The organism is Streptomyces sp. NPDC093544, assembly GCF_040683495.1.
Lineage (GTDB): Bacteria > Actinomycetota > Actinomycetes > Streptomycetales > Streptomycetaceae > Streptomyces.
The window spans coordinates 158,165-180,639 of sequence record NZ_JBFBEA010000010.1 but is presented as its reverse complement, the minus strand read 5'-3'; the positions used below and the strand labels follow the sequence as shown (position 1 = coordinate 180,639).

The 22,475-nt window shown below is 70.4% G+C and carries 21 protein-coding genes; 9 read left to right on the top strand and 12 right to left on the bottom strand.

What is annotated here, in order from left to right; genetic code table 11:
* Positions 1 to 13 precede the first annotated feature (13 nt).
* Positions 14 to 1,096: a Zn-dependent alcohol dehydrogenase gene (locus AB0N66_RS17335; RefSeq protein WP_365434941.1), complete on the top strand. Its 1,083-nt coding sequence runs from the start codon at positions 14 to 16 to the stop codon at positions 1,094 to 1,096.
* A 279-nt stretch (positions 1,097 to 1,375) separates the two neighbouring features.
* Here the strand turns inward: AB0N66_RS17335 and AB0N66_RS17330 are convergent, their stop codons facing one another.
* The 3 genes from AB0N66_RS17330 to AB0N66_RS17320 all read right to left on the bottom strand — a co-directional run bounded on the left by AB0N66_RS17330 (position 1,376) and on the right by AB0N66_RS17320 (position 4,009).
* Positions 1,376 to 2,311 (bottom strand): DMT family transporter, encoded by a 936-nt coding sequence (locus tag AB0N66_RS17330; RefSeq protein WP_365435278.1) that lies wholly within the window; start codon positions 2,309 to 2,311, stop codon positions 1,376 to 1,378.
* Between the two features lie 101 nt (positions 2,312 to 2,412).
* Positions 2,413 to 3,138 carry a winged helix-turn-helix domain-containing protein gene (locus tag AB0N66_RS17325; protein ID WP_365435275.1) on the bottom strand — a complete coding sequence of 242 codons (726 nt, stop codon included), beginning with the start codon at positions 3,136 to 3,138 and terminating at the stop codon, positions 2,413 to 2,415.
* 229 nt (positions 3,139 to 3,367) lie between these two features.
* Entirely contained in the window at positions 3,368 to 4,009 is a 642-nt protein-coding gene (locus AB0N66_RS17320; RefSeq protein ID WP_365434938.1) for a TetR/AcrR family transcriptional regulator, read from the bottom strand.
* 67 nt (positions 4,010 to 4,076) lie between these two features.
* Here AB0N66_RS17320 and AB0N66_RS17315 point away from each other — a divergent pair, with 67 nt between their 5' ends.
* The 3 genes from AB0N66_RS17315 to AB0N66_RS17305 all read left to right on the top strand — a co-directional run bounded on the left by AB0N66_RS17315 (position 4,077) and on the right by AB0N66_RS17305 (position 6,260).
* Positions 4,077 to 5,228: an acyl-CoA dehydrogenase family protein gene (locus AB0N66_RS17315; protein WP_365434935.1), complete on the top strand. Its 1,152-nt coding sequence runs from the start codon at positions 4,077 to 4,079 to the stop codon at positions 5,226 to 5,228.
* 60 nt (positions 5,229 to 5,288) lie between these two features.
* On the top strand, positions 5,289 to 5,540 hold the full coding sequence (locus AB0N66_RS17310) for a YiaA/YiaB family inner membrane protein (protein WP_365434932.1): 252 nt from the start codon (positions 5,289 to 5,291) through the stop codon (positions 5,538 to 5,540).
* A 93-nt stretch (positions 5,541 to 5,633) separates the two neighbouring features.
* Positions 5,634 to 6,260 (top strand): TetR/AcrR family transcriptional regulator, encoded by a 627-nt coding sequence (locus AB0N66_RS17305; protein ID WP_365434929.1) that lies wholly within the window; start codon positions 5,634 to 5,636, stop codon positions 6,258 to 6,260.
* Between the two features lie 32 nt (positions 6,261 to 6,292).
* Here the strand turns inward: AB0N66_RS17305 and AB0N66_RS17300 are convergent, their stop codons facing one another.
* Positions 6,293 to 6,754, bottom strand: a complete 462-nt coding sequence (locus AB0N66_RS17300; RefSeq protein WP_365434926.1) for a MaoC family dehydratase — start codon at positions 6,752 to 6,754, stop codon at positions 6,293 to 6,295.
* Between the two features lie 107 nt (positions 6,755 to 6,861).
* On the opposite strand from AB0N66_RS17300, the gene soxR reads away from it, so the two are divergent.
* The gene (gene soxR, locus AB0N66_RS17295) at positions 6,862 to 7,392 is read left to right on the top strand and encodes a redox-sensitive transcriptional activator SoxR (protein WP_365434923.1); all 531 of its coding nucleotides are present in this window, start codon (positions 6,862 to 6,864) and stop codon (positions 7,390 to 7,392) included.
* Positions 7,393 to 7,429: 37 nt separating this feature from the next.
* On the opposite strand, the gene AB0N66_RS17290 is transcribed toward soxR, so the two are convergent.
* The 3 genes from AB0N66_RS17290 to AB0N66_RS17280 all read right to left on the bottom strand — a co-directional run bounded on the left by AB0N66_RS17290 (position 7,430) and on the right by AB0N66_RS17280 (position 10,227).
* Positions 7,430 to 8,497, bottom strand: coding sequence for an RNA ligase (ATP) (locus AB0N66_RS17290; protein WP_365434920.1), 1,068 nt, complete (start codon positions 8,495 to 8,497; stop codon positions 7,430 to 7,432).
* A 170-nt stretch (positions 8,498 to 8,667) separates the two neighbouring features.
* Entirely contained in the window at positions 8,668 to 9,402 is a 735-nt protein-coding gene (locus AB0N66_RS17285) for a 3-keto-5-aminohexanoate cleavage protein (protein ID WP_365434917.1), read from the bottom strand.
* Between the two features lie 219 nt (positions 9,403 to 9,621).
* Positions 9,622 to 10,227: a hypothetical protein gene (locus AB0N66_RS17280; protein ID WP_365434914.1), complete on the bottom strand. Its 606-nt coding sequence runs from the start codon at positions 10,225 to 10,227 to the stop codon at positions 9,622 to 9,624.
* 329 nt (positions 10,228 to 10,556) lie between these two features.
* Between AB0N66_RS17280 and AB0N66_RS17275 the strand changes: the two genes are divergently transcribed.
* On the top strand, positions 10,557 to 13,352 hold the full coding sequence (locus AB0N66_RS17275; protein ID WP_365434910.1) for a penicillin acylase family protein: 2,796 nt from the start codon (positions 10,557 to 10,559) through the stop codon (positions 13,350 to 13,352).
* 137 nt (positions 13,353 to 13,489) lie between these two features.
* On the opposite strand, the gene AB0N66_RS17270 is transcribed toward AB0N66_RS17275, so the two are convergent.
* Positions 13,490 to 14,728, bottom strand: a complete 1,239-nt coding sequence (locus tag AB0N66_RS17270) for a DUF1343 domain-containing protein (RefSeq protein WP_365434907.1) — start codon at positions 14,726 to 14,728, stop codon at positions 13,490 to 13,492.
* 217 nt (positions 14,729 to 14,945) lie between these two features.
* Between AB0N66_RS17270 and AB0N66_RS17265 the strand changes: the two genes are divergently transcribed.
* Positions 14,946 to 15,710 (top strand): SDR family oxidoreductase, encoded by a 765-nt coding sequence (locus tag AB0N66_RS17265; protein WP_365434904.1) that lies wholly within the window; start codon positions 14,946 to 14,948, stop codon positions 15,708 to 15,710.
* A gap of 215 nt (positions 15,711 to 15,925) precedes the next feature.
* Positions 15,926 to 16,519 (top strand): TetR/AcrR family transcriptional regulator, encoded by a 594-nt coding sequence (locus tag AB0N66_RS17260; RefSeq protein ID WP_365434901.1) that lies wholly within the window; start codon positions 15,926 to 15,928, stop codon positions 16,517 to 16,519.
* A gap of 36 nt (positions 16,520 to 16,555) precedes the next feature.
* Here AB0N66_RS17260 and AB0N66_RS17255 read toward each other — a convergent pair whose 3' ends face one another.
* Positions 16,556 to 17,293, bottom strand: a complete 738-nt coding sequence (locus tag AB0N66_RS17255) for a response regulator transcription factor (RefSeq protein ID WP_365434898.1) — start codon at positions 17,291 to 17,293, stop codon at positions 16,556 to 16,558.
* A 65-nt stretch (positions 17,294 to 17,358) separates the two neighbouring features.
* Positions 17,359 to 19,353, bottom strand: a complete 1,995-nt coding sequence (locus AB0N66_RS17250; protein WP_365434895.1) for a histidine kinase — start codon at positions 19,351 to 19,353, stop codon at positions 17,359 to 17,361.
* 177 nt (positions 19,354 to 19,530) lie between these two features.
* On the opposite strand from AB0N66_RS17250, the gene AB0N66_RS17245 reads away from it, so the two are divergent.
* On the top strand, positions 19,531 to 20,103 hold the full coding sequence (locus tag AB0N66_RS17245) for a hypothetical protein (RefSeq protein ID WP_365434892.1): 573 nt from the start codon (positions 19,531 to 19,533) through the stop codon (positions 20,101 to 20,103).
* Between the two features lie 66 nt (positions 20,104 to 20,169).
* On the opposite strand, the gene AB0N66_RS17240 is transcribed toward AB0N66_RS17245, so the two are convergent.
* Together AB0N66_RS17240 and AB0N66_RS17235 are read right to left on the bottom strand one after the other, a co-directional pair.
* Positions 20,170 to 21,393, bottom strand: a complete 1,224-nt coding sequence (locus AB0N66_RS17240) for an acyl-CoA dehydrogenase family protein (protein ID WP_365434889.1) — start codon at positions 21,391 to 21,393, stop codon at positions 20,170 to 20,172.
* 6 nt (positions 21,394 to 21,399) lie between these two features.
* Positions 21,400 to 22,422, bottom strand: coding sequence for a phosphotransferase family protein (locus tag AB0N66_RS17235; RefSeq protein ID WP_365434886.1), 1,023 nt, complete (start codon positions 22,420 to 22,422; stop codon positions 21,400 to 21,402).
* Between the last annotated feature and the right edge of the window lie 53 nt (positions 22,423 to 22,475).

Genomic DNA, 22,475 nt, shown 5'->3' with positions numbered 1-22,475 from the left:
CAGGAGCACGCACGTGGTTCGCGCCGTCGTACTTCCCGCCGTAGGCGCTCCTTTGGAGATCGCCGAGATAGACCTGCCGGAACCCGGCCCCGGACAGGTTCGAGTACGGCTGGCCGCCGCCGGAGTCTGCCACTCCGACCTGTCCCTCTCCGACGGCACCATGCGGGTGCCCGTTCCCGCCGTCCTCGGCCACGAGGGCGCGGGCACCGTCGTCTCCGTCGGAGACGGCGTCACTCACCTCGCGCCCGGCGACCCGGTCGTCCTCAACTGGGCGCCATCCTGCGGGAGTTGCCATGCCTGCTCGCTGGGCGAGGTGTGGCTGTGCGCCAACGCGCTGCGCGGCGCGAATGACGTCTACGCCCGGCGCGCCTCCGACGGGAGTGACCTCCACCCCGGCCTGAACGTCGCCGCGTTCGCCGAGGAGACCGTCGTGGCCGCCGGATGCGTACTCCCCGTACCGGACGGCATCCCCCTCACCGACGCCGCCCTCCTCGGGTGCGCCGTCCTCACCGGATACGGTGCCGTCCACCATTCCGCCCAGGTCCGACAGGGCGAGACCGTCGCCGTGTTCGGCGTCGGCGGGGTCGGGCTCGCGGCGCTCCAGGCCGCCCGGATCGCCGGCGCCGCCAAAATCGTCGCGGTCGACGTCTCCCTCGCCAAGGAGCCCCTCGCACGCGCCGCGGGCGCCACCGACTACGTCGTCGCCTCCGACACCACCGCCCGCGAGATCCGCGCCCTCACCGGCAAGCAGGGCGTCGACGTCGCCATCGAGTGCGCCGGCCGCGCCGTGACCATCCGCACCGCCTGGGACTCCACCCGACGCGGCGGCCGCACCACCGTCGTCGGCATCGGCGGCAAGGACCAGCAGGTCACCTTCAACGCACTGGAGATCTTCCACTGGGGACGGACACTCTCCGGCTGCGTGTACGGCAACTCCGACCCGGCACGGGACCTGCCGGTATTGGCCGGGCATGTCCGGGCGGGACGACTGGACTTGGGGGCACTGGTGACGGAACGCATCGGTCTGGAGGGGATCCCGGGGGCGTTCGAGAACATGGTGGCGGGGAAGGGGGGACGGGCGGTGGTGGTCTTTTAGGGGATTCCAGGAGGCGGGAGATCTTTCAACGCCGGTCGGCAGTCTTCAGCCCGTCCGGTGCTGGAGATCTTTCAGTCCGTCCGGCGTTTGAGGACGAGGTGGTGCCCGATCCCCCACCCACCCGTGGGGGCGGCACTCTTCAGCCCCGGCTGGGGAGCTCTTTCAGCCGGTCCGGCGTTTGAGGACGAGGCCGTCCAGGCCGAAGAGCGGGGGTTTGGGGGCGCAGCCCCCAGAAACAAGGGACGGGTAGGGGCGGAGGGGGCGAAAACCCGTCCAACCTCAGCCACGTTCCGGCACAGGATCCACCACCGCGGCCCTCGGCCGGGAACGTGACACCGCCACCCCGGCCAGGCACAACACCCCACCCGCAAGCGTCAACACCCCCGGCACCTCACCCAGGAACAGCCAGGACATCATCACCACAAGCGCGGGCACCGCATACGTCGTCGCCCCCATCCGACTCGCCGTCGTACGGGCCAGCGCATACGCCCAAGTAGTGAACGCGAGCGCGGTCGGAAACACCCCCAGGTAAAGCATGTTGAGCGTCGCGGACACCGGCGCGTCCGCCGCGTCACGGACAAGCTGCCCCGCGAAGGGCAGGCACGCCACCGCCCCGATGAGGCAGCCGAACGTCGTGGCCTGGAGCGGACTCGCCACGCCGAGCACCGGCTTCTGGGTGACGACCCCGGCCGCGTAGGTGACGGCAGCGAGCAGACACAGACCGACCCCGAGGACCGAGGAGGAACCGCCCTCGCCGGACATCGACAGCCCCACGGCGATCGCCCCCGCGAACGACACCGCCATCCCCGCGAGCAGCCGCGGCGGCATGGCATCGCCGAGCAGCCGCGACCCGAGCAGGGCGATGAGGATCGGGCCTATGTTCACGATCAGCGCCGCCGTACCGGCGTCCACCTGCTGCTCGCCCCAGTTGAGGGCGACCATGTAGACGCCGAACCAGAGCACCCCGGACACGAAGATGCCCCGCCAGGCCGCACGTGGTGGCCAACCCGCCCTGCGTATCAGGCAGATGGCGCCCAGCGTGACGGCTCCCGCCAGCAGCCTCCCGAGGGCGAGCGCGCCCGGTGAGTACGCCGCACCCGCGCTCCGGATCGAGACGAAGGCCGAGGCCCACAGCACGACGGTGACGGTTGCGGCGGCCGCGGCGCGCGGGTCGGGCCGCCGGGCGGGGGCGTGGGCGTGGGCCGGGGTGGTCATCATGCTCCTGAGGCTAGACGGGCTGCGGAGGCGAGGTCTGGCGGATTTCGGACGCCGCTCGCAGGGTCTTCGGCGTGCCTGCTCATCTGGTGCGGTCGAGCTCAGTGCAGCGCCGCGGCCTCGACACCGAGGAGGTCGGTGAAGGCGCGCTCGCCCTCGGCGGTGACCTTGACCGCCCGCTCCGAGCCGATACGTACGCACCAGCGCGCCTCCAGCGCATGCCGGCACAGCGCCGCTCCGGCGGTGCCCGCGAGGTGGGGACGGCGCTCGGTCCAGTCGAGGCAGGCGCGGGCGAGGGGGCGGCGGCCGGCGCGGTCGAGGCTGATGCCCGCGCTGTCGAACCAGCGGAGCCCGGCGTCGGTGAGCGCGAAACCGGTGTCCTGCCGAAGGAGTCCGCGGCTGGTCAGGACATCGGTGAGGGTGATGCCGAGGCGTCCGGCGAGGTGGTCGTAGCAGGTGCGGCCGCGGGCCATGGCGGATCCGGCGCCGGCCGCCCGCAGGGTGCGGGGACGCTTGGCCGCGGTCGGTGCGACCTGGGCCGCGAGATCCTCGACGAGTTGCGCGACGCCGGTATCGGCCAGCCGTACGTATCGGTGGCGGCCCTGTCGCTCCTCGGTGAGCAGGCCGCCCGCGACGAGTTTGCCGAGGTGTTCGCTGGCGGTCGATGCGGCGACTCCGGCCTGACGTGCCAGTTCCCCGGCGGTCCACGCCCGCCCGTCGAGCAGCGCCAGCAGAAAGCCGGCCCGCGTCTCATCGGCGATCAGCCCCGCGAGCGCCGCCAGCCCCGGGCCGACCGGGTCCTTCGTCCTCGTCATGCCGTCCAGCATGCGCCGGGAACACTTCGGCACCCGCCGAAGGGTGGTGGGTAGCCGGTTTTTCGCCCCCTCCGCCCCTACCCGTCCCGTACCTGGGGTCTGCGTCCCCAGACCCCCGCTGTCGGCCTGGACGGCCTCGTCCTCAAACGCCGGACGGGCTGAAACCCGCGTAGCGGGGTCTGGGGCGCAGCCCCCAGAAACAAGGGACGGGCAGGGGCGGAGGGGGCGAAAACCAAAAACCTCACTCCCCCCGCCCCAGCCCCTCGAACCGCACCGCCAACCCATCCAACAACGCCCTCAACCCCGTCTCGAACGCCCGCTCATCGATCTTCTCCTGCTGCTCCGCGAGCAGGTGCGCCTGCCCGAGGTGGGGATAGTCCGCGGGATCGTACGCCGCCGCATCGTCCACGAAGCCACCGGCGAAGGATCCGAGGGCGGAGCCCATGACGAAGTAGCGCATCAGCGCGCCGATCGACGTGGCCTGCGCCGGCGGCCACCCGGCCGAGACCATCGCCCCGAAGGCGGCATCCGCAACCCGGAGCCCCGCAGGCCGCCGCCCGGGCCCCCGCGCCAGGACCGGCACGATGTTCGGATGGTCGCGCAGCGCCGCCCGGTAGGACACGGCCCAGTCGTGCAGAGCCGTACGCCAGTCACGGCCGTCCTCGAACATCGACAGGTCGACCTGTGCGCTGACCGAGTCGGCGACCGCCTCCAGGATCTGGTCCTTGGTCGGGAAGTGGTTGTAGAGGGACGGACCGCTCACCCCCAGCTCGGCGGCGAGCCGCCGTGTGGAGAGGGCCGCCAGGCCCTCGGCGTCCACCAACGCTCGTGCCGCGTCGACGATGAGGTCGGTGCTGAGGAGGGGCTTGCGCGGTCGGGCCATGGCGCACATAGTAGGGCTGGACCCGAAAACTAGCAGTGCTAATTAAAGTGTAGTGGGGTGGCTCGTCATGGACCTGGGGCTCAGCGAGGAGCAGACCGCCGTCCGGCAGCTCGCCAAGGACTTCGTGGACCGCGAGATCGCCCCCCATGTCATCGAGTGGGACCGCGCGGAGTGCGTCGACCGATCACTCACGAAGAAGCTCGGCGAGGTCGGCTTCCTCGGCCTCACGATCGACGAGGAGTACGGCGGCAGCGGCGGCGACCACCTCGCGTACTGCCTGGTGACGGAGGAGCTTGGCCGCGGTGACTCCTCCGTACGCGGGATCGTCTCCGTCTCGCTGGGCCTCGTCGCCAAGACGATCGCGTACTGGGGGAGCGAGGAGCAGAAGCGGCGCTGGCTGTCGGGGCTGACCTCGGGTGAGTACGTCGGGTGCTTCGGTCTCACCGAGCCCGGCACCGGCTCGGACGCGGGCAACCTCTCGACGAAAGCCGCGCGGGACGGCGACGACTACGTCATCAACGGCACCAAGATGTTCATCACGAACGGGACTTGGGCCGATGTCGTCCTCCTCTTCGCCCGGTCGACCGACGCCCCGGGGCACAAGGGTGTCTCCGCCTTCCTCGTACCGACCGACACGCCGGGGCTGTCCCGCCGCACCATCCACGGCAAGCTCGGGCTGCGCGGGCAGGCCACGGCGGAGCTGGTGCTTGAGGACGTGCGGGTCCCCGCTTCGGCGATGCTCGCGCCGGAGGGCAAGGGCTTCGCCGTCGCCATGTCAGCGCTCGCCAAGGGGCGGATGTCGGTGGCCGCCGGCTGTGTCGGCATAGCCCAGGCGGCGCTGGACGCGGCGGTGACGTACGCGACCGAGCGGGAGCAGTTCGGCAAGACCATCGCCCATCACCAGCTGGTACAGGAACTGCTCAGCGACATCGCCGTGGACGTGGACGCGGCGCGCCTGCTGACGTGGCGGGTCGCCGATCTCGTGGACCGCGGGCTGCCGTTCGCCACCGAGTCCTCGAAGGCCAAGCTCTTCGCCTCCGAGGCCGCCGTGCGCGCCGCGAACAACGCCCTCCAGGTCTTCGGCGGCTACGGCTACATCGACGAGTACCCGGTGGGCAAGCTGCTGCGCGACGCCCGCGTGATGACCCTCTACGAGGGCACCAGCCAGATCCAGAAACTGGTCATCGGACGTGCGTTGACCGGGGTCTCCGCTTTCTGAGTACGTGTCTGAGTATCCGGGCGGATACGGTTCGGCGGGCCACGGTCGATCCTGGATCCCATGAGTGAGACACCGGTCAGACAGCAGTCCACCGCCGCCTTCTACGGCCAGGCGGTCGCCTCCTTCGCCGTCGCCATCGTCGCGACCGCCATCGGCATCTTCAAGCTGGACGCCAACGCCTGGGTGCGCTCCTTCCTGGGCATCGCCGTCCTCTATCTGGTGACCTCGTCCTTCACGCTGGCGAAGGTGATCCGGGACAAGCAGGAGGCGCAGTCGGCCAGTCGCCTCTACAGCCCCTTCGAGAAGCTCTGATCTGGTTTCGCGCGGCGCTGAGCGGGCGGTCTAAGCGCTCGCTCAGGTTCGGGGGTATGGTGTCACCCTGCCAGTGGAAGGGGCGAACCAGCGATGAGTACGGCGGAGGAGACGGCCGGCGCCGAGGCGCAGCCGTGGGCCGAGGTCACCCCGGACGCGGCCCGGCGGCTGCTCGTCGCAGCCGTGGAGGCCTTCGCCGAGCGCGGGTACCACGCGACGACGACCCGGGACATCGCGGGCCGCGCGGGCATGAGCCCGGCCGCGCTGTACATCCACTACAAGACCAAGGAAGAGCTGCTCCACCGGATCAGCCGGATCGGGCACGACAGGGCGCTCGACATTCTGCGGACCGCCGCGGAGCGTGACGGCAGCGCCGCCGAGCGGCTCGCGGACGCCGTGCGGTCCTTCGTACGGTGGCATGCCGCGCAGCACACCACCGCGCGCGTCGTGCAGTACGAGCTCGACGCGCTCGGTCCCGAGGCCCGCGCGGAGATCGTGGCCCTGCGCCGCCAGACCGACGCCGCCGTGCGCGGCATCATTCAGGACGGTGTCGCGGCGGGCGAGTTCGACGTGCCGGACGTACCGGGCACCACGCTCGCGGTGCTCTCGCTCTGCATCGACGTGGCGCGCTGGTTCAACGTCAACGGACCCAGGACCCCCGACGAGGTCGGCGCGCTCTACGCCGACCTCGTGCTGCGGATGGTGGGGGCGAAGCCGTAGTCCCTTTGGGCCTCAGCCCCCTGCTGACCGGCTCAGAAGTAGTAGCGGGACACCGACTCCGCCACGCACACCGGCTTGTCGCCGCCCTCGAGTTCGACCGTCACCGCGGCCGTGACCTGGACACCGCCGCCCGCCTCGGTGACCTCCGTGAGGACGGCGGTGGCGCGCAGCCGTGAGCCCACCGGGACGGGCGCGGGGAAGCGGACCTTGTTGGTGCCGTAGTTGACGCCCATCTTCACGCCGTCGACGCGCATCACCTGCGGAACCAGCGCGGGGAGCAGCGAGAGCGTCAGATAGCCGTGCGCGATCGTCGTGCCGAAGGGGCCCGCGGCGGCCTTCTCGGGGTCCACGTGGATCCACTGGTGGTCACCCGTGGCGTCCGCGAACAGATCGATCCGCTTCTGGTCGATCTCCAGCCAGTCGCTGTGGCCCAACTGCTCACCCACCGCGGCCTTCAGCTCGTCTGCGGACTCGAAGATCCTCGGCTCTGCCATGTCCCTGACCTCCCGTATTTCCATGTCTAAGCGACTGCTTAGCATGGTCGGGCGCGGGCCGGATGTCAACGGACCTCACGTGTGGCGAGGTGGGTAGGGTTGGAGAGGTGCCCCAGATCCCTGAGAAGATCCACGAGCTGACCGTCGGCCAGCTGTCGGCGCGCAGTGGCGCCGCCGTCTCCGCCCTGCACTTCTACGAGTCCAAGGGCCTCATCAACAGCCGCCGCACCACCGGCAACCAACGCCGCTATCACCGGGACGCGCTGCGCCGCGTCGCCTTCGTGCGAGCCGCGCAGCGCGTCGGTATCCCGCTCGCCACCATCCGCGAGGCGCTCGCCGAACTTCCCGAGGAGCGCACCCCGACCAGGGAGGACTGGGCCCACCTGTCGGAGGCCTGGCGCTCCGAACTCGACGAGCGCATCAAGCAGTTGAGCCGTCTGCGGGACCACCTGACGGACTGCATCGGCTGCGGTTGCCTGTCCCTGGAGACCTGCGTGCTCTCCAACCCGGACGACGTCTTCGGCGACCGCATGACAGGCTCCCGCCTCATGGCGGAACGCACCCGCCCGACCGACGGACCGGAGAAGCGGGCCGCGCTTACCCCCGCGCCCCAGAAGGAGCCCGAGGACTGCCGATGACCGGCACCCCGGGCTCCGTACGCCCGACTCGCCCCCCCTACTCGTACTCCGTGCCGCCTTTCCGCGTCAGATACGCGGGGCTGACCGCTTTCGCGATGGCCCGGCCGCCCGTCACCGGGCTGTACCGCTCGGTGACGGGGCGGATCACGACCCCCTCGCGCAGGTGCAGCTCGCGCCCGGAGACGGTCTCCCGGCCCGAGGCGATCTCCAGGACGCGGTCGATGTCGTACGGCCCCTCGTACAGCCGCGGCACCAGCGGCAGTTCGCCCTCCAGCAGTGCCGCCGCGTCGAGCCGACGGACCTCGCCGTCGATCTCCGCGGAGACGTCGAACACGGCGTAACCGAGCGTCTCGCGGCGACCGTCGGCGCCGTACGACAGATCCTGTACGCCGGCTCCGTAGACCTCGCCGAAGATGCCGACCCGGCGCGCGCCGAGCCGCTCGGCGAGCCGGGCCGCGGCCTCCGGGACGCCGTGGCCGTGCACGGCCCGCCAGTACAGATTGCGTCGATCTTCTTTGAGGGCAAGGGACTTGGCGCCGAAGCCCTTGGAGGAGACCTGGACGCGGCCCTCGTCCGCGAGGTATGTCAGCAGGCAGGCCGAACCGTGCAGCTTCTCGGTCAGGACGACGGGCTCGCCCGGTGCGAAGATGTCCGGATATCGCTGGATGTTCTCGATGTCGACCCAGGGCAGCAGATCGGGCGCGGACTCGACGTCGCCGCTCATTGTGGGCGGGATCGGCGGCACCCATTTGACGATGCCGAGCGCCTCCGCGAAGTCGGTCCCGTCCTCGGCGGCCTTCACCAGGTCGACGGCCGCCAGTGCCTTCGGCAGGCAGACGATGCCCTGCGACAGCTCACCGCGAAGTCGTACGGCCTTGACCCGGTCCGCCCCGCTTCCCGCGAGTCGCCCGGTCAGGCCCAGCTCCTCGATCAGCGCGGCCGGGAGCACGGACTGTTCCGGGATGTAGAGGGCCCTCTCGCCGGTGCGGTAGGCACCCTTGGCGACCACTGCTCGGTACAGGCCCACCTGGGCCAGTTCGAGTGCGTCGGCGTTCGGATGCTCATGGATGGTCAGGACTTCGGCGGTGACGCGCAGCGTCGACATCGGGTACTCCTCGGGTCCCTCAGCTGTGTCTCATCGCCTCCAACTATCCGGACGGGAAAGGGCTGGAGCGAGTGGATTTGTGGCTGGTAGCGTCGGGATCTTCGACCGCCGGTCCGGCAGTCCGCCGGACCACCTGACCGGCACCGACAAGGCATCTCCCGGCTCTACGACTAACGCTGCTCCCACCCGTAATGGTGCTGGACGAGTCCCTCCGCCACCAACTGACCGTTGGACATGGCCCGTTCACCGTCAGGCATGAGCAGCGTGTCCTCCAGGCCGATCCGGGTGGCGAGGCCCAGCCTCCCCGCGAGCCGCAGCACCGGCCAGGTGCCGCCCTCCATTCCGTGCAGCAGGACGGGGCGGCCGTGGGCGGTGCCCAGGTCGGCGAGCAGGGCGCGGGCCGACTTCTCCGCTGTGTCGGCGGAGGTGTCCAGCACCTCGGCCAGTACCCGCAGCACCCGTGGCCCGAGCGGCGACGCCGCGAACCGCGCGGCGCCCTCCGTGCCGGACCAGATGCCCGCCTCCACGCCGATCCCGCGGTCGAGGAGCGCCGCCGCGACCTCTTCGGCGCCCGGCTCATGCCAGTTGACCGAGGCGTGGTCGGGCAGCACCGTCCAGGAGCGCACGCGCGTCACGCGGGCCGCGGGATCAGGCTCGGCCCAGGCGCCGGTGGTCACGCCGACCGGGACGTGTACCCGTGCCCGGATCGCTTCGAGAGTCGGAGCAATAACCCTCGGTGACAGCGTGTCGTGTCCGCAGGGCGACTTGGGATGGACGTGAACGTCCGACGCCCCGGCCGCGACGGCCTCCGCCGCGGACGCGGCCATCGAGCCGGGCGACAGCGGCACGACGGCACCGTCACCGGCGCCCCGGGCTCCGTTCACACAGACCTGTACCTGCACCATGCCTCGATAGTGCCAGCCGGCACTGACAACCCCGGTTCACGTGCCGCCCCGCCAGACCCACGACATCGTGCGGCTGGGCGCCCAGCCACAGACAACCCGCGGCGGACAGCTCGCTCGCCGAAAACCCGCGGCGGACGGCCCACTCGCCGCCAACCCGCGGCCGACGGCTCACCCGCAGTTCCCGCACCCGGTGACGCACTGTGGCGTACCGCGGCGCGCTTACGCCGATATGAGCAGCCGCCGCCCGCGCCTGGCCTCCGCCAGTGCCTCCGGGGTGAGAACAGGCCGCGGCACCACGATTCCGCAGCGCGTGCAGACAGGTCCGGACGAGGGTTCGTGTGCGAGGTCGTACTTCCAGTCGAGGCGCTCGCCCGTACACACCGGGCACACCGCACCCGGCTCGCGCTCCAGCGCGGCGATCAGTCGGCGCAGCACCTCGGCCAGTGGTTCATGAGGGTGGATCCGCGGGTCGTCGCACCACGCGACCCCGAAGCCGCCCCAGGTCAGCCGGTGCCAGTCGTCGACGGTGCCCGGCCTGCGCAGCCCGTCGTGCTTCTCCTTCTTGCGCCGCTCGGCGAACCCGACCTCGTAGGCGAGCCACACCGAACGGGCTTCCTCCAGCTCGTCCAGTGCGGCCACGAGCCGCACCGGATCGGGGGAGCGGTCCTCGGGGCCGAACCCGGCCCGCGAGGACAGATGGTCCCAGGTCGCCCGATGCCCGTAAGGGGCGAACCTTTCAAGGCACTTGCGCAGTGAGTAGCGCCGCAGTGCCAGATCACTCCTCGGATCTCGCACCTGTCTCGCCAGACTCCGGAAACCGGCCATCGCCCTGCACCTCCGTCACACCTGCACCTGTACTTCGGTCACTTCGGCGTCGTCGCACGGACTTCGCCGAATAGACGTATCGACAAGCGATTCGGCTCCATCCGATTTCCGATGACCTTCAAGAAGTCATCTGCCGAACCCCTCATGGACTACCTCCGCATGCTGTGAGCTGCCTGTTGTCCGCCCGTCAGTTGCGGCGGCGGGCACAGCCCCGTGGCGCGGGAGCCCCCTGGGGAGTACCCGATCTCAAAAAGTGACGCATGTTCATCTTCAAACACGGGGATACCGCCGGTAACGTCCGGCCCCACCCCCCGTCGCGAGGAGCTGCCATGTCACGGCGCACCCGACGCACCATCCTGGACAGACTGAGAACTCCCCGCAGATTGCCCAAGTTCCTGAAGGCCACATCCGTATGCCTTCTCATTGCCGGCCTTTTGTCTCCCCTTACCCAAGCGTCGGCCGCGGGTACGGCGGTCACGGCGGCCGCGGCCAACGACTACTGCGGCAATCAGTGTTCCGACATCCTGCCGCCCGGTGAGAACGGCAACGCCACCCTCGCCCAGGTCCTGCTCAACCAGGTCTTCGGCATCCAGCCGGCCCACGCCGAGGACCAGCTCGGCCCGTACGCGAACCTGGCCTCGGGCTACTCCGGGCTCACCGACGCCAAGATCAACGACTTCTTCAACGACGCATCCTTCGGTGTCCCCGCCGACCAGGTCGAGTCGACGACGAACCCCGGCGGACGCACCGACGTCACGATCGTCCGTGACAAGAAGACCGGCGTTCCGCACATCACCGGCACCACCCGCTACGGCACCGAGTACGGCGCCGGATACGCCGCCGCGCAGGACCGGCTGTGGCTGATGGACGTCTTCCGGCACGTCGGACGCGGCACGCTGACCCCCTTCGCGGGCGGTGACCCCTCCAACCAGGGCCTTGAGCAGCAGTTCTGGCGCACCGCGCCCTACACCGAGGCCGAACTGCAGGCTCAGATCGACAGCGTCACCACCAACAACGGCGCCCGTGGCCAGCAGGCGCTCGCCGATGTCACCGCCTACCTCGCCGGCGTCAACGCCTACATAGACGCCTCCGACAGCGGCCGCTACTTCCCCGGCGAGTACGTCCTGACCGGACACAAGGACTCCATCACCAACGCCGGGACCATCGACCACTTCAAGCTCACCGACCTGGTCGCGCTGGCCTCCGTCATCGGCTCGCTGTTCGGCTCCGGAGGCGGCGGCGAGGTCAACAACGCCATCTCGCTGCTCGCCGCCCAGTCCCAGTACGGCGTGGTGGAGGGCACCAAGGTCTGGGAGTCCTTCCGCGAGCGCAACGACCCCGAGGCCGCCCTCACCCTCCACGACGGCCAGAGCTTCCCGTACGCGGCCAAGCCCGCCGTCGCGCAGGGTCAGGCACTGCCCGACGCCGGTACGTTGACCGAGGAGCCGCTGGTCTTCGACCGCACCGGCAGCGCGGCCACCGCGACCGCGAGCAGCACCTCGGCCTCGGCGGCCGCCACCGCCCTCTCCTCGGCGAAGAAGGGCATGTCCAACGCCCTGGTGGTGAGCGGCGATCACACGGCGAGCGGCAACCCGATCGCCGTCTTCGGTCCCCAGACCGGCTACTTCGCGCCACAGCTCCTGATGCTCCAGGAGATCCAGGGCCCGGGCCTCAGCGCCCGTGGCGCCTCGTTCGCGGGGCTGAGCTTCTACGTCGAACTCGGCCGCGGCCAGGACTACTCCTGGAGTGCCACGACCTCCGGCCAGGACATCATCGACACGTACGCCGTCGAGCTGTGCCAGGACGACTACCACTACCTCTACCACGGCACCTGCACGGCCATGGACAAGGTCGAGCACACCAACGCCTGGGTGCCGACCACGGCCGACCCCACCGCCGCGGGCTCGTACCGCATGCAGGTCTACCGCACCAAGTACGGCCCGGTGACCCATCGCGCGACGGTCGGCGGCAAAAAGGTCGCGTACACCACCCTGCGCTCCTCCTACATGCACGAGGCCGATTCGATCATCGGCTTCCAGATGTTCAACGATCCTGACTACGTCAAGAGCCCGGAGACCTTCCAGTCCGCGGCGCAGCACATCAACTACACCTTCAACTGGTTCTACGCGGACTCGAGCCACACCGCGTACTACAACAGCGGCAACAACCCGATACGCGCCACCGGCGTCGACGCCGAGTTCCCGGTGTGGGCGCAGGCCGCGTACGAGTGGCAGGGCTGGAACGGGGCGACGAACACCGCCACCTACACCCCGGCGTCCGCGCATCCCAACGACATCGACCAGGACTACTACGTCTCCTGGAACAACAAGGTGGCCGAGAACTACGCGACGGCCCCCTGGGGCAACGGCTCCGTCCATCGCGGCAACCTCATCGACGACCGCGTGAAGAAACTCGTGACCGCGGGAGGTGTGACCAGATCCTCGCTCGTGAAGGCGATGGCGGACGCGGCGCTCGCGGATCTACGGGCGGAGGACGTGCTCCCGGACCTGCTGAGGGTCATCAACAGCCAGCCGGTCACCGACACCACGGCCGCGGCGGCCCTGAGCAAGCTCTCCACCTGGGTGACAGCGGGGTCGAAGCGCGCGGAGACCTCGCTCGGTTCGAAGACCTACGCCAACCCCGACGCCATCCGCATCCTGGACGCGTGGTGGCCGCTGCTGGTGCAGGCCGAGTTCGAACCGGGCCTCGGCACCGGTCTGTACACGGCCATCACCAACAACCTCCCCATCGACGAGGCGCCCTCGGCCGGACACGGCCCGACCGGCTCGCACGCGGGAAGCTCCTTCCAGTACGGATGGTGGAGCTACGTCGACAAGGACATCCGGGCGGTGCTCGGTGACTCGGTGCAGGGCCCGCTGGCGCAGAAGTACTGCGGCGGCGGCACCCTCAGTGGCTGCCGGGACATCCTGATCAGCACTCTCAAGACTGCGGCCGGCAAGACGGCGGCTCAGGTCTACCCCGGCGACGCCAGTTGCGCCGCGGGCAACCAGTGGTGTGCCGACTCGGTCATCCACCGTCCGCTCGGCGGCATCAAGCACTACAGCATCAGCTGGCAGAACCGTCCGACCTTCCAGCAGGTGGTGGAGTACACGTCGCACCGGTGACGGTGCGGTACCGGCACGGGTAGCGGTACCGCTACCCGTGCCGGTACCTACGGCTGTTGGCCAACGAGCGTTTCCCCCCACGCTCGTTGGCCAACAGCCATTTGCAAACAGTCGTTGACCGGCAGGCGCTCCCCACCTCACCGATACACGAGGTACTCCTTGCGCACGCGCCGGAACGCCGCCAACTCGTCCTGCCAGGCGGCCACGACCTCGTCGGCCGTCGCTCCCGCGTCGATCATCGTACGGACGCTCGTCGACCCGGTCAGCTTGTCGATCCAGTTGTCGGAGCGCCAAGTGAAGCCGCTCCAGACTGCCTTGGCGGTCACCAGGAGCGCGATCCCCGTGCGCACAGGGTCGTACGCGGCCCGGTCGTGCACATGGATCTGCACCCCGCCGATGGTTCTGCCCTGGAACTTGGAGAAGGTGGGAGCGAAGTACGCCTCCCTGAAGTGCACGCCGGGCAGCCCGAGTTGCCCGACCGCTTCGGCCCAGCCCCGGTCGATGCCCTCCGCGCCGAGCAGCTCGAACGGGCGGGTCGTGCCCCGCCCCTCCGACAGATTCGTCCCCTCGAAGAGGCAGGTCCCCGAGTAGACCAGCGCGGTGTCCGCCGTCGGCATGTTCGGGCTCGGCGGGACCCAGGGGAGACCGGAGGCGTCGTAGAAGTCCGATCGCCGCCAACCCGACATCAGTACGGTCTCCAGCGGCACCGGCGCCGCCAGGAACTCCCCGTTGAACAGCCGCGCCAGCTCCGCCACCGTCATCCCGTGCGACTGCGCGATGGGCTCCCGTCCGACGAAGGTCGCGAACTCCTTGTGCAGGACGGGGCCTTGGGCCGCCCGGCCGGTCACCGGGTTCGGCCGGTCGAGCACCACGAAGCGCTTGCCCGCCAGTCGGGCCGCGTCCATGCAGTCGTACAGCGTCCAGATGTACGTGTAGAAGCGCGCGCCCACGTCCTGGATGTCGAAGACGACGGTGTCCACGCCGGAGGCGGTGAAGATGTCGGCGAGCGGCTGACCGCTCTTCAGATACGTGTCGTAGACGGGCAGTCCGGTCGCCGGGTCGTCGTAGCGGCCCTCCGACCCGCCTGCCTGCGCGGTGCCGCGGAAGCCGTGCTCGGGGCCGAAGACGGCGATCAGGTTCACGCGGTCGTCGGCGTGCATGACGTCGACGATGTGGCGTACGTCCCTGGTGACACCGGTGGGATTGGTGACGACGCCGACGCGCTGCCCGTCGAGGGGGGCGTAGCCACCTGCGGCGAGGCGTTCGAAGCCGGTACGCAGCCTGCGGCCGCCGTTTTCCTCCGCTGCGGCCGGAACCGGTGTCAGAGCCGCCGCGGCAGTACCGGCGGCGAGCAGTGCCCGTCTGGACAAGCGCATTGTGACCTCCGTGATCGCGGAAGGTTGCCACGGGCACGCTAAGCGCTCCCGCCGGAAGTTCGTAGACGGCGGGCAGTCCCTGGCTTGTCGCGCCCACGCGGCGGAGCCGCATATGGCACAGCCCCGCGCCCCTGAAGGCGGCCCTTCCCCCGCAACATACCGACTGGTTAGTCTGGCTACGTAGCAGAGCCGATTCTCGTCGCGTCGAAGGAGACCGATGGTGGAAGCCGTGCAGGATGCCGGAGTGATCGTCACCGGAGCGGGGGGCGGTATCGGGGCCGCGCTTGCCCGCCGCTTCGCCGCTGAGGGGGCCAGAGTCGTCGTCAACGACCTGGACGCCGCCAAGGCGAAGAAGGTGGCCGACGAGATCGGCGGCATCGCGGTCCCGGGCGACGCGTCCACGATCGTGGCGGACGCCAGGGACGCCCTCGGCGGCACCGTCGACGTGTACTGCGCCAACGCGGGCGTCGGCTCGGGCGGGACGGAGGCGGCCGCCGAGCAGGTCTGGGCGCTCGCCTGGGACGTCAACGTCATGGCGCACGTACGCGCTGCCCATGAACTGCTCCCGGCCTGGCTGGAGCGCGGCAGCGGCCGTTTCGTCTCCACGGTCTCGGCGGCCGGACTGCTCACCATGATCGGCGCCGCGCCGTACGCCGTCACCAAGCACGGTGCGTACGCCTTCGCCGAGTGGCTGTCGCTGACGTACCGCCACCGCGGTCTGAAGGTCCACGCGATCTGTCCGCAGGGCGTGCGCACGGACATGCTCGCCGCCACCGGCAGCGCGGGCGACCTGGTGCTCCAGCCCACCGCCATCGAGCCCGACGACGTCGCCGACGCCCTCTTCGCCGGGATGGATGAGGACCGCTTCCTGATCCTGCCGCACCCCGAGGCCGCGGAGTACTACCAGGCGCGGGCCGCCGACCCCGACCGCTGGCTGACCAACATGAACCACATCCAGCAGAAGTGGGAGGCTGGCCGGTGACCGACTCCCTGCACGCCGCCGAGCGACTCCGTCGCCGGGTACCTCGCCGCCTACTGCAAGGAGCTACCGGCCGCTCACACGTTTCCGCGGCGGGTGGAGATCCTGCCCGACTTGCCGAAGGCGGAGAGTGGCAAGATCCTCCGTCGGGAGCTGCGTTCCCGATCAGATAAGAGCCAGTAGGACAGCCAGCGCATCAAGGAAGGCAGGTGGCGGCAGTGCCCAGGACAACGGACGGCGACAGTACGCCCGTGCCGCAGCGGCTCTTGGCCGCCGCCACCCGGCTCTTCGCCGAGCAGGGCTACGACCGGACCTCCGTGCAGGAGATCGTCGAGGCGGCAGGCGTCACCAAGGGAGCGCTCTACCACTACTTCGGCTCCAAGGACGACCTCCTGCACGAGGTCTACGCGCGCGTGCTGCGCCTCCAGCAGGAGCGACTGGACGCCTTCGCGGGCGCCGACGCGCCCGTCGAGGAGCGGCTGCGGGGCGCCGCGGCCGACGTCGTCGTCACGACCATCGACAACCTCGACGACGCGTCGATCTTCTTCCGCTCCATGCACCACCTCAGCCCGGAGAAGCACAAGCAGGTACGCGCCGAGCGCCGCCGGTACCACGAGCGCTTCCGCGCGCTCGTCGAAGAAGGCCAGAAGAAGGGCGTCTTCTCCACGGCCACCCCCGCCGACCTGGTCGTCGACTACCACTTCGGTTCCGTGCACCACCTGTCGACCTGGTACCGCCCCGACGGCCCGCTCACCCCGCAGCAGGTCGCCGACCAGTTGGCGGACCTGCTGCTGCGCGCGCTGCGGCCCTGAGGTCCCGAGGTCCCGAGGTCCCGAGGCCCTGCGGGGTCACGGATCGACGTCCGGCCCGAGTCCCGCGTCGCGCGCCCAGGCCGCCGCTTCCGTGCGGTCCGCCACGCCCAGCTTCGCGAGCACCGCTGACATGTGGTTGCTGACCGTCTTCGGGGACAGACCGAGCCGGGCCGCCACCGTCGCGTTGGGTGTCCCCGCCGCGATCAGTGTGAGCACGTCCCGTTCGCGCGGGGTGAGCGCCGGGCACGGGTCGGGCTGCGACAGCGGACGGCTGAGCTGCCCGAGTACGCGCCGTGCCACGCCCGGCCCGAAGATCGCCTCTCCGGCGGCCACCGCCCTGATCGCCCGGACGATCTCGTCCTGTCCCGCGCCCTTGAGCACATAGCCGCGGGCCCCGGCGCGCATCGCCGCGAACACCGAGTCGTCCTCCTCGACCATGGTGAGCATCAGCACCGCCACCGCGGGCGCCACCCGGCCGATCTCCCGCGTCGCCTCGATGCCGTTCATGTCCGGCATCCGGATGTCCATCACGACCACGTGCGGGCGCAGCGTCACGGCGGCCCGCACCGCCTCCCGCCCACCGGAGGCGACCCCCACGACGGACACCCCCGGCGTCCCGTCCCGCACCGACTCCAACAGCGCGGCCAGCCCCGTACGCACGACGGGATGGTCGTCGGCGAGCACGACCCTGAGCGCGCCCTCCGTCTCGCCACCACCCGCCGGCCTCGGCTGCGGGCCGCCCTCGTGTCTGGGCTCCGTCTGTTCCGACTCCATGCCCGCCTCCCCAACTCTCCAGGCTCTCCCGGGTTTCCCAGGGCCGCCGTGCCGTTCGCGCCCCGTCATGGCGGCTCCCCGAGCGGCAGGGTCGCCACCACCCGGCCCCGCCCCGCCACGCAGCTGCCGCCGAGCTCCGCGGCGCGCTCCTGCATCGACGTGATGCCCACACCGGGGCGCCACGCGGTCTCCTCGTCGACGGGGGAGCCGTCGTCGCACACCTCCAGGCGCAGTCCGTCGCCGATCTCGATACGAAGATCGACACGGGAGGCACGGGCGTGCCGGGCCGCGTTGGTGAGCGCCTCGGTCGCGATGCGGTAGGCGGCGACCTCCACCGCCGCGGGCAGCGGTGGCAGCAGCTCAGGAGCCTGCACCCGTACGGCGATGGAGGTGCCGTCCGCTCGCCAGGACAGCCGTGCCGAGCGTTCGCGCAGGGCGCCGAGCAGCCCCAGCTGGTCGAGGTCCGGCGGCCGCAGCCCGTCCACCAGCCGGCGGATCTCCCCGACCGCCCCGCCGATCTCGGCCCGCAGTTCGGCGAGCAGTCCGGCCGCCCGCTCCGGATCGAACGCGAGCAGATTGCGTACGGCGTCGGCCTGGAAGGCGGCCCCGGCGAGCGTCGGTCCGAGCCCGTCGTGCAGATCCCGGCGGATCCGGCGGCGCTCCTCCTCACGCGCGGCCACGATCCGCTCCCGGGAGAGCTGGAGCTGCCGGGAGAGATCGGTGGCGTGCAGGGCGGCCGCCAGTGGCACCGCGAGCAGTTCGAGCACCGCCAGATCGGCCGGCGCGGGCTGCTGCTCGCCGGGGCGCAGCCCGATCACCAGCTCACCGACGGCCCGCCCGTCGTAGTCGAGCGGTACGACATGCGTGAGTTTCCCCGGCGTTCCCCAACTGCCGCCCGCCACCCCGGACTCCGCGGCCAGCCGCACATACGGCAGGCGCAGCCCCTCACCCACCGCCTCGGGCACCGCCCCGACACCGCCCCCGGCCAGCCGCTCACCGATCCGGGAGACCGCGCGGACCGGGTCGTGACGGTCTCCGTAGAGGGCTCGGTCCACTGTGCGCTGCAACCTGCGCCGGGCGGGTTCGAACGTGATGGCAAGGGCGACGGTGATGAAGGCGGGCCCCAGTAGCTCGGGTTGGGGATCCAGGAGTGTCTGGAAGAAGGTGACGAGGCCGACGTAGGCGGCGACCACTCCGACGGTGAGCGCCCCGTACAGCAGGCCCCGGGAGACGACGAGCCGGATGTCGAGCAGTTCGTGGCGGATCACGGCGATCATGATGGCGACCGGCAGCAGCAGGGTGCCGTACGACGTGTAGGCAGGAGGGAAGCCGAAGATCTGCAGCATGATGCTCAGTACCAGCGGCAGCACCCCGGCCAGCAGCCACAGCAGCTGACGGCGGTCCTGGTCCCCGCCGCGCCGGTGGCGCAGCCACATGACGGCCATGATGGCGGCCAGGACGAGACCGGCCTTGGCGGTCACCACACGCTCGATGACGGGCAACCAGCCGGGTGGTACCGGGAGATACGAGGGCTGGGCAGCGGTGCCGCGGAAGAGCCCCCAGTCGTATCGGGCCCAGACCACGAAGTCCAGTGGCGACGTCACCAGTTGGACGATCAGCGCCCAGCGCCAGCGCCGGCCGGGCAGCCGCCCGTCGGGAAACAGGAAGAACACGAACACGAACGCGGTCGAGCTCGCGACGATCCACGTGTGGCGACCGATCGTGGTGAGCGCGTGCAGCGCCTCCGGTGACCAGCCCGCGCGCAGTCCTACGACCGCGAGGCCGATCGACAGCCCCGTGAACGCGTGGCCCAGCCCGTAGACGATCAGCAGCCATCCGATGGGATTGCGTGGGCGGTGCAGCGCGATCACCGTGCCGCAGACGGGATAGGCGAAACCGTTCGCGATGTCGATGACCATGTCGTAGTGGATCAGGTCCGTCGCGGAAACCCCGGCGACCGCCAACGCCCCCGCCCCCACGCCCACTTGCCCCAGCGCCAGGGCCAGCAGGACGTACGCGATGACCGTGCGCCGCCGGTTCCGCCCGTACTGGTCGTCCATGAGAGCCATCGTCCTGGCTCGCCGCCCGGGTGTCATGGGAACGGTTCCCGGTCCACCCGGGAGAACTCCCGGCGACCGCCCGGCGGCACCCTCTCAACTCCCGGGCCCCCGTGGCCCGATGCTCGTTGCAGCGGGCCGGTGGAAGAGCCGCCGGCCCGGCAACGGGGGAGAACAGTGATGCTTTCAGTGAATCGGCGTCTGGTGGGCCTCGCCATGGGCTCGGCACTCGCTCTCGGCGGCACGGCGGCGGTGCCCGCCGCCACGGCCGCTCCCGCGGGGCCGCCGTCCGCGTGCGGATACCAGCTCAGCAACCGCCTCATCTACGAGCGCTGGAGCGATCTGGGCGGCGTGAACGGCATGCTCGGCTGCCCGCGGACCAAGGTGCTGACCGTCAAGTCGAAGAACGGGACGAAGCTCGGCAAGCGGCAGTACTTCGAGAGCGGGAACGTGACCTTCTCGCCCCGCCAGGGCACGGAGATGGTGGTCGCCGCCTGGGAACGCAACGGCTACGCGTACTTCAACTGGGGCCCCACGAACCCTTACCACTACGACGTCTTCCTGGCCCGCTACACCAGCGCCGCCGACGCTGGCGGCACACAGGTCACCCTGCGCGGCGGCACCTCCGGCGGGATGTGGGTCCGCAAGCACACCACCGGGACCTACAGCTTCACGGTCGAGGGCTGCGACAAGGGCACGTTCGGACTGAAGTGCCGACAGGGCTGGACGCTCACGGCGACCACCCGCAACTGACCAACACCGCTCGGGGGACAGGGCCGGTGAGGGGTGCGCACAGCCCCTCATCGGCCCCGCCGCGCCTCACAGGTGCTTCTTGATCTCCCGCCGGGCCAGCGACCGCTGATGCACCTCGTCGGGACCGTCGGCGAGCTGCAACGTCCGTGCGCTCGCCCACAGTTCGGCCAGCGGGAAGTCCTGGCTCACGCCGCCCGCGCCGTGCAGCTGGACCGCCTTGTCGAGAATGTCGACGACCGTACGCGGAGTGGCGATCTTGATGGCCTGGATCTCGGTGTGGGCGCCCTTGTTGCCGACCGTGTCCATCATCCAGGCGGTCTTCAGGACCAGCAGGCGCAGCTGCTCGACGGCCACCCGGGCGTCGGCGATCCAGTTCTGGACCACGCCCTGCTGGGCCAGCGGCTTGCCGAAGGCGGTACGGGACACGGCCCGGCGGCACATCAGCTCGATCGCCCGCTCGGCCATCCCGATCAGCCGCATACAGTGGTGGATCCGGCCGGGGCCGAGCCGCGCCTGCGCGATGGCGAAGCCGCCGCCCTCCTCGCCGACCAAGTTGCCCACGGGGACCCGGACTTGATGGAAGGCGACCTCCGCGTGCCCGCCGTGGGAGTGGTCCTCATAGCCGTACACCTGCATGGCGCGCCGGACTTGGACACCGGGGGTGTCGCGCGGCACGAGCACCATGGACTGCTGGCGGCGGAGGTCGGACCCCTCCGGGTCCGTCTTGCCCATCACGATGAAGATCTTGCAGTCCGGGTTCATCGCACCGGAGATGTACCACTTGCGGCCCGTGATGACGTACTCGGCGGAGCCGTCGGAGGACCGCTCGATGCGCGTGGTGATGTTCGTGGCGTCGGACGAGGCCACCTCGGGCTCGGTCATCGCGAACGCCGACCGGATCTCACCGGCGAGCAACGGCTCCAGCCACTGCTTCTTCTGCTGCTCGTCGCCGAACTGCGTCAGCACCTCCATGTTGCCCGTGTCGGGCGCCGCGCAGTTCAGCGCGGTGGGTGCCAAGTGCGGGCTGCGGCCGGTGATTTCGGCGAGCGGCGCGTACTGGAGGTTGGTGAGCCCGGCGCCGTACTCGGAGTCCGGCAGGAAGAGGTTCCACAGCCCCTGGCTGCGTGCCTCGGCCTTCAACTCCCCGACCACGGCGGGGGTGTCCCACGGCGACGCCAGCTGGGCGCGCTGCTCCTCCGCGACGGTCTCCGCCGGATAGACGTACTCGTCCATGAAGGCGAGCAGCTTGTGGCGCAGCTCCTCGGTGCGCGCGTCGAATGCGAAGTCCATGGCGGATCAGCCTTCCTGAAGGGTGGTCAGGCCGTGCTCGATGAAGACGGGGGTCAGTTCGCCGATGCGGTCGAAGCCCGCGCCGACCGTCTGGCCCTGCGTGTAGCGGTAGTGGATGCCCTCCAGGATCACGGCGAGCTTGAACCACGCGAACGCCGTGTACCAGGAGACGGCGGACACGTCGCGCCCCGAGCGCGCGGCGTACCGTTCGATGATCTCGGCCGGATCCGGGTGCCCGACGGCGGAGGCCGTCGTGCTGATGGGGGAGTCGGCCGTTTTGAGAGGGATGCTGTACATGACCAGCAGCCCCAGGTCCGTCAGCGGATCGCCGAGCGTGGACATCTCCCAGTCCAGGATCGCGTTGATCCGGTCGTCGGTGCCGATCAGCACGTTGTCGAGCCGGTAGTCGCCGTGCACGACGGTCGGTGCGGGGGAGTCGGGGAGCGCGCGCCCCAGGGCCGCGTGCAGTTCGTCGATCCCGGCCAGCTCGCGGTTCCGGGACGCCTCCAACTGCTTGCCCCAGCGGCGCAGTTGGCGGTCGAGGAAGCCCTCAGGACGCCCGAAGTCCGTGAGTCCCACCTCGGTGGGATCCACCGCGTGCAGCTCGACCAGCGTGTCCACCAGCCCGAGCACCGTGTCGCGGGTGCGCTGAGGGCCGAGCGGGACGAGCTGCTCCGCGGTGCGGTACGGCGTGCCCTCCACGAACTCCATGACGTAGAAGGGCGATCCCAGCACCGACTCGTCCTCACACAGCAGTACCGGGCGCGGCACCGGGACCGCCGTCGGGTACAGCGCGCTGATCACCCGGTGCTCGCGCTTCATGTCGTGTGCGGTGGCCAGTACATGCCCGAGCGGAGGCCGCCGTACGACCCACTTCGCGCCGCCGTCCGTGACCGCGTAGGTGAGGTTCGACCGTCCGCCCTCGATCAGCCGGCCGGTCAGCGGGCCGTTCACCAGCCCGGGTCGCTCGCGGTCGAGCAGGCCGCGCAACTGGTCGAGATCGAGCCCTGGCGGATGGTCCGGGGTCATCGTTGCTCCTACGCGCAGGGAAACAGGACATGACCATGATGCCGACCAGTCGG